10 protein-coding genes are annotated in these 10,668 nt (G+C 69.3%); 2 read left to right on the top strand and 8 right to left on the bottom strand.

All coding sequences use genetic code 11. The features are described from left to right. Positions 1-50 precede the first annotated feature (50 nt). From E3N94_RS16330 to sucC, 7 genes are all read right to left on the bottom strand, one after another. Entirely contained in the window at positions 51-1,136 is a 1,086-nt protein-coding gene (locus E3N94_RS16330) for a Glu/Leu/Phe/Val dehydrogenase family protein (protein WP_104100899.1), read from the bottom strand. A 119-nt stretch (positions 1,137-1,255) separates the two neighbouring features. After that, complete coding sequence (locus E3N94_RS16325; protein WP_134511184.1) at positions 1,256-2,452, bottom strand: mechanosensitive ion channel family protein; 1,197 nt, start codon at positions 2,450-2,452, stop codon at positions 1,256-1,258. Between the two features lie 94 nt (positions 2,453-2,546). Then, positions 2,547-4,223 (bottom strand): bifunctional phosphoribosylaminoimidazolecarboxamide formyltransferase/IMP cyclohydrolase, encoded by a 1,677-nt coding sequence (gene purH / locus E3N94_RS16320; RefSeq protein ID WP_104100901.1) that lies wholly within the window; start codon positions 4,221-4,223, stop codon positions 2,547-2,549. Next, on the bottom strand, positions 4,220-4,813 hold the full coding sequence (gene purN, locus E3N94_RS16315) for a phosphoribosylglycinamide formyltransferase (protein WP_134570615.1): 594 nt from the start codon (positions 4,811-4,813) through the stop codon (positions 4,220-4,222). Before purN ends, purH begins: the two co-directional genes overlap by 4 nt. 9 nt (positions 4,814-4,822) lie before the next feature. Beyond that, on the bottom strand, positions 4,823-6,376 hold the full coding sequence (locus tag E3N94_RS16310; RefSeq protein WP_174776144.1) for a DUF6350 family protein: 1,554 nt from the start codon (positions 6,374-6,376) through the stop codon (positions 4,823-4,825). A gap of 316 nt (positions 6,377-6,692) precedes the next feature. Continuing rightward, positions 6,693-7,580 (bottom strand): succinate--CoA ligase subunit alpha, encoded by an 888-nt coding sequence (sucD, locus tag E3N94_RS16305; protein WP_134570613.1) that lies wholly within the window; start codon positions 7,578-7,580, stop codon positions 6,693-6,695. 13 nt (positions 7,581-7,593) lie between these two features. Next, positions 7,594-8,763 carry an ADP-forming succinate--CoA ligase subunit beta gene (sucC, locus tag E3N94_RS16300; RefSeq protein ID WP_104101020.1) on the bottom strand — a complete coding sequence of 390 codons (1,170 nt, stop codon included), beginning with the start codon at positions 8,761-8,763 and terminating at the stop codon, positions 7,594-7,596. Between the two features lie 234 nt (positions 8,764-8,997). Between sucC and E3N94_RS16295 the strand changes: the two genes are divergently transcribed. Continuing rightward, complete coding sequence (locus E3N94_RS16295; RefSeq protein ID WP_134570611.1) at positions 8,998-9,708, top strand: VIT family protein; 711 nt, start codon at positions 8,998-9,000, stop codon at positions 9,706-9,708. 95 nt (positions 9,709-9,803) lie between these two features. Next, complete coding sequence (locus E3N94_RS16290; RefSeq protein WP_104194016.1) at positions 9,804-10,196, top strand: DUF3054 domain-containing protein; 393 nt, start codon at positions 9,804-9,806, stop codon at positions 10,194-10,196. A 190-nt stretch (positions 10,197-10,386) separates the two neighbouring features. Here E3N94_RS16290 and E3N94_RS16285 read toward each other — a convergent pair. Further along, on the bottom strand, positions 10,387-10,668 hold a 282-nt coding region (locus E3N94_RS16285), incomplete at its 5' end, for a transposase (RefSeq protein WP_166790129.1).

Here is a 10,668-nt window from a genome sequence, read left to right as displayed (position 1 = left end):
GCAGCACGCGCGCAGCGCCGGCGAAGCGACCGGGGAGCCGCCCGGGGCGGCTACCGCGGGCGGGCGGCGTCCAGCCGCGCGGCAGCGAGGCGCTCGGCGGCGGCGAGCGTTGTGATGCCTTGCTCGCGGGCATCCGTGAAGATCTGCGCGACGACATCGCCGATCGCGGCGACCCGCTCGGTCACGACGGCCCGGTCGGCGTTCGGCTCCGAGGCCAGGGCCAGGTAGATGACGCCGCCGGCGTTCACAACGAAGTCGGGTGCCCAGAGGATGCCCCGCGCGTCCAGCTGGGCGGCACCCTCCGGCTGGGCGAGCTGGTTGTTGGCGGCCCCGACCACCCCGAGCACATTGAGTTCACCGATCACCCGGGCGGTGAGCACCCCGCCGAGCCCGCAGGGCACGAACAGGTCGGCCGGCACGTGGTGCACCTCGTCGACGGGGACCCAGGTCGCGCCGAGGCCGGCGGCGACCTGCTGCTTGCCCAGGTTGACGTCGCTGACCGTGAGGCGTGCCCCGGCGGCGGCGAGCTCGCTGGCAAGGCGGCCGCCGACCTGGCCGAGGCCGGAGATGACGATGTGCCGGCCGGACACCTCGCGGCTGCCGAACAGGGCGTCGAGGGTGGCGAGCACGCTGGCGTAGACGCCGGCCGCGGTCGCGTCGGCCGGTTCGCCCACGCCCCCGCTGGCGGCCGGGAGACCGCAGACGTGGTCGGTGCGTTCCTTCACGATGGCCATCGACTCGGCGTTCGTGCCGACGTCCTCGGCCGTCATGTACGCGCCGTCCAGACTTTCGATGGCGTCGCCGAGGTCGAGCATGACGTCACGCCGCTCCGCCTCGCTCAACTCGGTGCCGAGCGGCACGTGGATCACGGACTTGCCGCCGCCCAGGTTCAGCCCGGCGGCCGCGTTCTTCAGCGTCATGGCCGCGGACAGGCGCAGGGCGTCGGCGACGGCATCCGTCCAGTTCTCGTACTGCCACAGGCGGGCGCCGCCGAGGGCCTGGCCGAGCCGGGTGGAGTGCACGGCCACGGTGATCACGAGGCCCGAACGGATGCCGGTGGTGATCAACACGCGCTCGTGCGTGAAGGGGAGGCCGATCAGGGCATCCAGCGAGGTGGTGGGGTGCGTGAGCGTCATGGGGTGGTTCTCCTCGCTGGTCGGCCTTGTGGGCTGGCTGTGCCGCCGCGATCGTGACGCGTCGACTGCACCAGAATAGCCGCGCGACTCCCCGACTGCGCGTCGTGACCGGCGGCGCGTCAGCGCTTCTCGGCCGGACCCTCCTGCACGGGGATGGTCGCGGTGAACTCGGCCGCCCGCGCCTTGGCGTTCTCGTCGCCGGAGAACAGCCCGATGGGCGCGGTGACGGGGTGGGCCGACGGCGCGGCGCGCGCGGGAACCTCCGCACGCGGGGGTTCACGCCGCAGTTCCATCCGTCCCACCGGCAGTGCCTCGGGGTTGTGCGTATTGAGCCAGTCGATCAGGTTCTCGCGCACGAGGCAGCGGAGGTCGAACAGGGTGGGAGCGTCGGCGGCGGAGACCAGCACGCGCACGCGCACGAAGCCGCCCACGGCATCCGTCACCTGGAGTACGACCACGCGGCCGTCCCAGAGCTCGGTCTGCGCGACGATGCGGTCGAGTTCCACGCGCATGCCGGCGGGGTCGACACGCCAGTCGAGGTCGAACTCGACCGCGCCGAGCAACTCGCTGTTGTGCCGGGTCCAGTTCTGGAACGGGTTGGTGGTGAAGTAGGTCGACGGCAGCACCATGCGGCGGTCGTCCCAGATGTGCACGACTACGTAGGTGAGGGTGATCTCCTCGATCTTGCCCCACTCGGTCTCGACGATGACCACGTCGTCGACCCGCAGGGCGTTGTTGAAGGCCAGCTGGATGCCGGCGAACACGTTCGCGAGAGTGGACTGCGCGGCCAGGCCGGCCACGACGCTGAGCAGACCGGCTGAGGCGAACAGGCTCGCGCCCAGGGTCGCGGCGCCGGGGATACTGAGCAGCACTGCCCCGATCGCGCAGATGACGATCACGACGACGCCGATGCGCCGCAGCATCCGCAGCTGGGTACGCACCCTTCTCGCGACGCGGTTGTCGCGCACGTCGATGCGGTAGCGGGCGGCCGCCACCTCCTCGAAGAAGTAGAGCAGCGCGCAGACCAGCCAGGTGGACGCGGCGATGAAGAGGGCCCGGAAGAAGAAGTCGACCAGTCGTTCGATCCCCTCGGAGGTCTGCAGGAACAGCGTGTGAACGGTCCAGATCGCGCCCACCAGCAGCGTCAACCGGAACGGCACCCTGACCAGGCCGACCAGCGTGCGCGCCCAGGCTTCCTTCCGGCCCACCACCCGGAAGACCAGGGCGACGATCGCCGTGATCGCCACCGCGGCCACGACCGCGACCGCCAGGGCGACGAGGTAGCCGGTCTGGATGAATCCCTCGAGGTCTGGCACGGCGTTCCTTCCTGCCGGGACGGGTCTGGCGAAGCCACGGTTCCTTCAATCGTGCCAGATTCCGTGGCCGCACCGGGGCTGCCCCGATGAACGCCTAGTGGAAGAAGTGGCGCTCCCCGGTGAAGTACATGCTGACGCCGGCATCCGCGGCCGCCTGGATGACCTCGGCGTCGCGCACGGAGCCGCCGGGCTGCACAACAGCGGTGACGCCCGCGTCGAGCAACACCTGCAGGCCGTCCGCGAACGGAAAGAACGCGTCCGAGGCCGCGACCGAGCCGGCCGCCCGGTCGCCGGCCCGCAGCACCGCGAGGTGGCAGGAGTCGACCCGGTTGACCTGGCCCATTCCGACGCCCACGGATGCCCCGCCGCGCGCCAGCAGGATGGCGTTCGACTTCACGGAGCGGCAGGCCTTCCACGCAAACTCGAGGTCCGCCCGGGTGGCCGCGTCGACCTCGTCGCCGGCCGCGAGGGCCCAGGTCGACGAGTCGAGGTCGTCGAACGTGTCGGACTCCTGCACGAGCAGGCCGCCAGAGATCTGGCGCAGTTCGAGCGAGGATCGGTGGTAGTCAACCGGAAGCTCGAGCAGGCGGATGTTCTTCTTGGCGCTGAGCAGCTCGAACGCGGGCGGCTCGAAACCCGGGGCGACGAGCACCTCGGTGAAGATCTGACTGACGGTCTCGGCCATACCGAGGGTGACCGTGCGGTTGGCCGCGATGACGCCGCCGAACGCGGAGATCGGGTCGCAGTCGTGCGCGCGGTGGTGCGCGGAGGCGATCGCGTCGGGCGCCTTGGGGTTGGCGACGGCGATGCCGCAGGGGTTGGCGTGCTTGATGATGGCGACGGCCGGTGCGACGAAGTCGTAGGCGGCGCGCACGGCGGCATCCGCGTCGACGTAGTTGTTGTACGACATCTCCTTGCCGTGGCGCTGCACGGCCTGCGCGATGCCCTGTCCGCCCTCGCCGAGGTAGAGGGCCGCGGCCTGGTGCGAGTTCTCGCCGTAGCGGAGCACCGCACTGCGGGTGGCCTCGATGACAAGGGTCTCGGGAAACGGCATCTCCTCGGAGAGGGCGTCGCCGATCACGGCGTCGAACTCCTCGAGGATCTCCTCGTCGAGGGCCGCTGCGTCGTCCTGCCACTGGTCGTAGACGTTCTCCGTGAACCAGGCGGAGACGCTCAGGTCGTAGCCGGCGGTGTGCTCGAAGGCGAGCGAGGCCAGCTTCTGGCGCAGCGTCAGCGGGGTGCCGCCGGCCTCGACGGCTGCGATGATCTCGTCGTAGTTGTCGGGGTCCACCACGATGGCGACGTTGGCGTGGTTCTTGGCCGCGGCGCGCACGAGGGCCGGGCCGCCGATGTCGATCTGCTCGATCACGTCGGCCGGGACCGCACTCGACAGGGCGGTCTCGACAAACGGGTACAGGTTCACGACGACGAGCTGGAATGCGGCGATGCCGAGGTCGGCGAGCTGCGCCTCGTGCGCCTCGAGGCGCAGGTCGGCGAGGATACCGGCGTGCACTCCCGGGTGCAGGGTCTTGACCCGGCCGTCGAGGGATTCGGGGAAGCCGGTGACGGCGGAGACATCCGTCACGTCGTGGCCGGCGGCGCGGATGAAGGCGGCCGTTGAACCGGTCGATACGATTTCGACGCCGGTCGCCGCGAGAGCTGCGGCCAGTTCGACCAGACCCGTCTTGTCGCTCACCGAGATGAGGGCGCGCTGCACGGGCACGACGTCGCGGTGGCGGTACAGGCTCGGGGCGTTAGTGGGACCGCTCATATGTGGGGATGCTCCTTGAGATCGACGTGTCCGTTGGCGATATCGAGCACGGCCTGCACCAGCAGGCGACGCTCGACGATTTTGATGCGGTCGTGCAGGGATGCCTGGGTGTCACCGTGCAGCACCGGCACCCGTTCCTGCGCGATGATCGGTCCGTCGTCGACGCCGGTGTCAACCACGATCAGGCTGGCGCCGCTTTCGGCGACCCCGGCGGCGAGCGCGTCACGCACCCCGTGCGTCCCGGGGAATTCGGGCAGGTAGGCCGGATGCGTGTTGAGCAGGTTCGGGGTCAGCGCCGCCACCACCCGGGGCGGCAGCAGGCGCATGAAGCCGCTGAGCACGATGAGGTCGGCGTCCCACTGCTGGATCTGCGCGAGGAGCTCGTCGCCCCAGGCCTCCCGGGACGGATGCGACGTGTACGGCACCGTGAACGTGGAGATGCCGTATTCCTCGCCGAGCACGAGCCCGTCGGCGTCCCGGTCGGAGCCGATGGCCACCACGCGGGCCGGGTATTCGGTGTCGCGGCAGGCCTCGAGCAGGGAGCGAAGGTTGGATCCCCCGCCGGAGATCAGTACGACCAAGTTCAGCACGGGAGAAGCCTACCGGCGAGGGAGCGCGTCGCGCAGCCGGCCGAGGAGACGACCGACCCCGGTATCCCCACTGCGCGCCGCACGTGAAGCGGTTGCCGGCTTCGTGCCCGGCTTCGTGCCCGGCTTCGTTCCCGGCATTTCGCCCGTCGCACCGCGCCCGGAGCCGTTCGCGCCGACCGTGGGCGCGGGAGTCAGGAGACCGAGGCAGGCCGCGATGCCGACCTCGAGCGCGACCAACGCCCCGACCAGCAGCGGGTTCGGGCCGACCTCGACAAGACGGCCCGGGCCGAGAGCTCCGCCCGACCACCAGGCCAGCAGCCCGAGAAGCACACCGGCGACGAACCCGGTGCCGAGGCCCGTGAGGAGCCGTTCAGAGATGGAAGGAGGGACATCCGCGGTCGCCCGCTGCCTCAGGATGACGGCGGCGAGGAAACCGACCAGCAGCGGCACGAGCAGGCCGACAAACCCGAACGCCAGGCTGCCCTGCGGCAGCACGCCAAGGATCGGCAGGCCCGGTACGGCGCCGAGCGAGGTGCCGACCGGGGACACGCTAGTGCCCACGCCTACCGCGATGCCGGGTCCCGCAAACCAGGCCGCGGCCCAGATAACCAGGTTCGGGATCAGCGAAAGCTGCAGGAGTGTGAGCGCGATGCCGCCCAGGACGCCTGCCTGCACGGTCTCGTAGAGTCCGATGATGGTGGCGTAGCTGGTTAGGATCAGCACGAAAACGGTGATCCCGGAGACGCAGAGGATACCGGCGGTCGCGGCCGTTCCGCTCCGCAGCGCCGCGGCGGCGCCCGCGCGCACCGCGACCGGGAGCAGGCCGGCTGCGGCGCCCATGTTGCTGGTGTTGCTGCTGGTGCTGCTGGTGTTGCTGGTGCTGCTGGTGCCATTGAGGCCGTGGACGCTCTTGCCGGCGCTGCTGCCGGCACCGGAACCGCTGACGCTGGCGACGTTGCCGGCGCTGTCGGCACTGCTGCCGGTTGCGCCGCGGCCCGCGCCCCGGACGACTCCCGGGAGGCGGCCGGGCAGGCCGGGGATGCTGCCGATCAGGCGGCCCAGCTGACCCTGGCCGGCGCCGATCAGAACGCCGGCGGCGAAGATGAGCGGAGGCAGAACCAGACCCTGTACCGTCTGGGGGCGCACGGCATCCGTGCCGGCCGACAGCACGAGCAGAGCGGTCAGCAGAGCGTAGCCGGCGATGGCGCCCGTCACCCCGACCCAGCGGTAGGGGGTTTCCGCCGCCCGGCGGCCGGTGCGCAAGCCGAAGAGCACGGCCATCAGCGCGAAGCCCAGCAGTGCGATCGTGATCGGGAACGCGGCGTCCGAGCCGGGCAGGTTCAGGGCGGCGACGAGAGTCGGGTCGAGTTGGACGACCAGGTCGACGCCGTTGCCGACGAGCCAGACGTCGACCGCGGCACGCCAGAACACAAGCCAGTTGACGGCCATGTCGAACTGCGTGGCCCACAGAACCGTGAGCGGAACGAGCGCGATGCCGACCCCGATGGCTACGACAATGAGCGCGTCGAGCGCGGCAAGCAGGGCGGTCGTTAAGCGTTTCATCCGATCGGAGCCTACCGTTTCCGCCGCCCCGGCTCCCCTGCCCCCCGCCGCGCGGTGACGAATTCGACGGAGATTTTGCTCGATCCAGGCTGGAACAGATATTTCGGTCCGGTTCTGACCAAAATCTCCGTCGAATTCGTTCGGGCCCCGGGCACGGCAGAGGCAGGGCGGCAGAGGCACGGCAGGCGGCAGGCACAGGCACGGCAGGCGGCAGGCAGAGGCACGGCAGGCAGGCTCGCCGGCCGCGGCCGACAACGCGACAGGGCCCGCCTGGTGAGGCGGGCCCTGTCGTTCGGTGCTTGTGCAGCGATGCCGGTTACAGCGCCGCGAGAACCTCACGCAGCAGGGTGGCGGTCGCGCTCGGCGTCTTGCCGACCTTGACCCCGGCGGCCTCGAGGGCCTCCTTCTTGCCCTGGGCGGTTCCGGCCCCGTTGGAGACGATGGCGCCGGCGTGGCCCATGGTCTTGCCCTCGGGGGCGGTGAAGCCGGCTACGTAGCCGACAACGGGCTTGGTGACGTGGGCCTTGATGTACTCTGCCGCCTTCTCCTCGGCGTCGCCGCCGATCTCTCCGATCATGACGATGGCGAGCGTCTCGGGGTCAGCCTCGAACGCCTCGAGCGCGTCGATGTGCGTTGTGCCGATGATGGGATCGCCGCCGATGCCGATGGCGGTGGAGAAGCCGAGGTCGCGCAGTTCGTACATCATCTGGTAGGTCAGGGTGCCCGACTTGGAGACGAGGCCGACCGGGCCCTTGCCGGTGATGTTCGCCGGCGTGATGCCCACGAGCGCCTCACCGGGGGTGATGATGCCGGGGCAGTTCGGACCGATGATGCGGGTCTTGTTGCCCTTGGCGTTGTTGTAGGCCCAGAACTCGGCCGAGTCCTGCACGGGCACACCCTCGGTGATGATGACGAGCAGCGGGATGCCGGCGTCGATGGCTTCGATGACGGCGTCCTTGGTGAAGGCCGGCGGCACGAACGCGATGGAGACATCCGCGCCCGTCTTTTCGATCGCCTCGGCAACCGTGCCGAACACGGGCAGCTCAACGCTGCCGTGCACGACGGTGGTGCCGGCCTTGCGAGCATTCACGCCGCCGACGACCTGGGTGCCGGCCCTCAGCATGAGGGTGGTGTGCTTGGTGCCCTCACCGCCGGTGATGCCCTGCACGATGACCTTGGAGTCCTTGTTGAGGAAGATTGACATGTTCGAAAATCCTTTACTTCGCGGCGTGGGCGAGTTCGGCGGCCTTGGCGGCACCCTCGTCCATGGTGGCGGCCAGTGTGACGAGCGGGTGGTTGGCCTCGGTGAGGATGCGACGGCCTTCCTCGACGTTGTTGCCGTCGAGGCGCACAACGAGCGGCTTGTTGGCGGCGCTGCCCAGTTCGGCGAGCGCGCCCACGATGCCCTTGGCCACAGCGTCACAGGCGGTGATGCCGCCGAAGACGTTGACGAACACGGCCTTGACCTGCGGGTCACCGAGGATGACGTCGAGACCGGCGGCCATGACCTCGGCGGATGCTCCGCCCCCGATATCGAGGAAGTTGGCAGGCTTGACGCCGCCGTGGTTTTCGCCGGCGTAGGCGACGACGTCCAGGGTGCTCATCACGAGTCCGGCGCCGTTGCCGATGATGCCCACTTCGCCGTCGAGCTTGACGTAGTTGAGGTCGTTCTCCTTGGCCTTCGCCTCGAGCGGGTCGGCAGCGGCCGCATCCTCGAGGAGGGCATGCCTCGGGTGGCGGAAGCCGGCGTTTTCGTCGATCGTGACCTTGCCGTCGAGGGCGATGACGTCGCCCTCTTCGGTCAGCACGAGCGGGTTGACCTCGACCAGGGTCGCGTCTTCACCTGTGAATACGTTGTAGAGCTGCACGAAGACGGGTGCGACCTTGTCGACGAGGTCGGCCGGGAACTTCGCGTCGACCGCGATCTGACGGGCCGTGTTCAGGTCGATCCCGGCAATCGGGTCGATGGCCGTGTAGGCGAGCGCTTCGGGCTTCTCGACAGCGAGAACCTCGATCTCCACGCCACCCTCGTAGCTCGCGAGCGAGAGGTAGGAGCGGTTGGTGCGGTCCAGCAGCACGGAGAAGTAGAACTCCTGCGCAATACGGGCTCCGCCGGCCACCATGACCCGGTTGACGGTGTGGCCCTTGATGTCGAGTCCGAGGATGGCGCGCCCGGCGGCTTCAGCGTCGTCGGGGGTCTTCGCCACCTTCACGCCGCCGGCTTTGCCGCGGCCGCCGACCTTGACCTGGGCCTTGACGACAACAACGCCGCCCAACTTCTCGGCCGCGGTACGCACCTCCTCCGGAGTGTCCGCGATGATGCCCGGCAGAACCGGGACTCCATACTGTTCAAACAGGTCTCGTGCCTGATATTCGTAAAGATCCACGCTGCTCTTCCAATCCGCGTCGTAGCGTTCCTGCAAGGTCTTGAGGGGCAAGGGCACGGATGCCCGCGCCGCAGATAGCTCGACATCAAGACATACGTACCATTTGAAACTCTATCGGTCCCCGCCGACATCGCGAACACGCCGTGCGCCGCACGTCGGTCGCCGTGAAGTTGCCGCCGTGAGGCAAGCCAGTCCTTGCTGGCGCGGCACGCATCCGCCTGCTTGGATTCAGTCATGACTGAACCCGAACACGGCGTCGATCCCCACTCCGCCGACCATGCCTCGCGCCTGAACTGGCTGCGGGCCGGCGTGCTCGGAGCCAACGACGGCATCGTGTCGGTTGCGGCCCTGGTGGTCGGCGTCGCGGCGGCGACCACGGATGCCTCGGCGATCCTGATCGCGGGTGTCGCCGCCCTGCTCGCCGGCGCGATCTCGATGGCCCTGGGCGAGTACGTCTCGGTGAGCAGCCAGCGCGACACCGAGCGCGCCCTGATCGCCAAGGAGACCTGGGAACTCGAGAACATGCCCGAGCAGGAGCTCGCCGAACTGGCCGACCTTTACCAGGCAAAGGGGCTCACCCCCCGGACGTCGAAGCAGGTGGCCCTCGAGCTGACCGCGCACGACGCCCTCGCCGCGCACCTCGAGGTGGAACTCCACATCGGCGCCGACGAGCTGTCGAACCCGTGGCACGCCGCCTACGCCTCCGCCATCGCGTTTACGGTCGGTGCGAGCCTGCCGCTGCTGGCGGTGCTGCTGCCGCCGCCGGAGTGGCGCCTGCCGGCCACTTTCCTCGCCGTCGCGATCGCCCTGGTCATCACCGGCTGGCTGAGCTCCTACCTCGGCGGCAGTCCGAAAACCCGCGCGATCTCCCGGGTGCTCATTGGCGGCCTGCTCGCGCTCGGAGTCACCTGGGCGATCGGCTCCCTGCTCGGCACCGCGGTCTGATCGGCAACGCGGTCTGATCGGCAACGCGGTCTGATCGGCACCGCGGCCGGATCGGCAACGCGGTCTGACCCTCCGGGCCCCCGTAGGCTGGAAGCATGGCAATCCAGCAGAGCAGTCGGTCCAGTCTCCTCCTCGCGGCGGGACTCGACGCCGCCCTGGTGCTGGTCTTCGTGCTGATCGGCCGGGCCAGCCACCAAGAGGATATTCTCGGCACCCTGATCACCGGGCTGCCCTTCCTTGGCGGTCTCCTCGTGGGCTGGCTCATCATGCGCGCCTGGCGCAGCCCGCAAAAGATCGTCTGGACAGGCACCGGAATCTGGCTCTTCGCCGTCGGCGTCGGGATGCTGCTGCGCACCGTGAGCGGGCAGGGAACGGAATTCAGCTTCGTCGTCGTGGCGACCGTCGTGCTCGGGGTGTTCCTGCTCGGCTGGCGCGGGCTCGCGGTGCTCCTCCGCCACCGGCAGGCTCGCACCCGCGCCGTCGCGTAGCCGCGCCGTCGCGTAGATGCGCCGTCGCACGTACGCTCGCCGAACGGTGAGCAGAGCTCCTCTCCCCCCGGGCCACAGGTTTGAGGAGCCGAACTCACGGCTCGGCGAGTCTCTCGAGTACGCGGCGCTTCAGCGTCTCCGGCCTGAACGAATTCGACGGAGATTTTGGCTCTCCTGCTTCATCCGTGGGTTAAACCCGGCCGGGGAGCACTGGTTTGTGGCCGCCGAGGCTGAGCATGGCGAGGGCGATGAGGGCGTCGGGTGATTTGAAGCCGAACGCGATTCGGGTGAGTAGTCGGATCTTGGTATTGACGGATTCGATGCGGCCGTTGGAGAGGCCGTGCTCGATCGAGGCAAGGATCGCGGCCCGGTGCTTGACGATGGAGCGTTGGAGTTTCACGAACGACGGGATTCGGCTGCGGCGGGCCCATCCGACCCACTTGTCCAGGGCCTCGGCGGCTTCATCGCGGGG

This window comes from Cryobacterium sp. Sr3 (genome assembly GCF_004402835.1).
Lineage (GTDB): Bacteria > Actinomycetota > Actinomycetes > Actinomycetales > Microbacteriaceae > Cryobacterium > Cryobacterium sandaracinum.
This window is presented reverse-complemented; position numbering and strand designations above follow the sequence as displayed.

Excerpts from the sequence above, each read along its gene's own strand:
- purH (WP_104100901.1), bottom strand. The coding sequence starts at position 4,223 with ATGAGCGGTCCCACTAACGCCCCGAGCCTGTACCGCCACCGCGACGTC.
- E3N94_RS16310 (WP_174776144.1), bottom strand. The coding sequence starts at position 6,376 with ATGAAACGCTTAACGACCGCCCTGCTTGCCGCGCTCGACGCGCTCATT.
- E3N94_RS16290 (WP_104194016.1), top strand. The coding sequence starts at position 9,804 with ATGGCAATCCAGCAGAGCAGTCGGTCCAGTCTCCTCCTCGCGGCGGGA.
- E3N94_RS16330 (WP_104100899.1), bottom strand. The coding sequence starts at position 1,136 with ATGACGCTCACGCACCCCACCACCTCGCTGGATGCCCTGATCGGCCTC.
- E3N94_RS16295 (WP_134570611.1), top strand. The coding sequence starts at position 8,998 with ATGACTGAACCCGAACACGGCGTCGATCCCCACTCCGCCGACCATGCC.
- sucD (WP_134570613.1), bottom strand. The coding sequence starts at position 7,580 with ATGTCAATCTTCCTCAACAAGGACTCCAAGGTCATCGTGCAGGGCATC.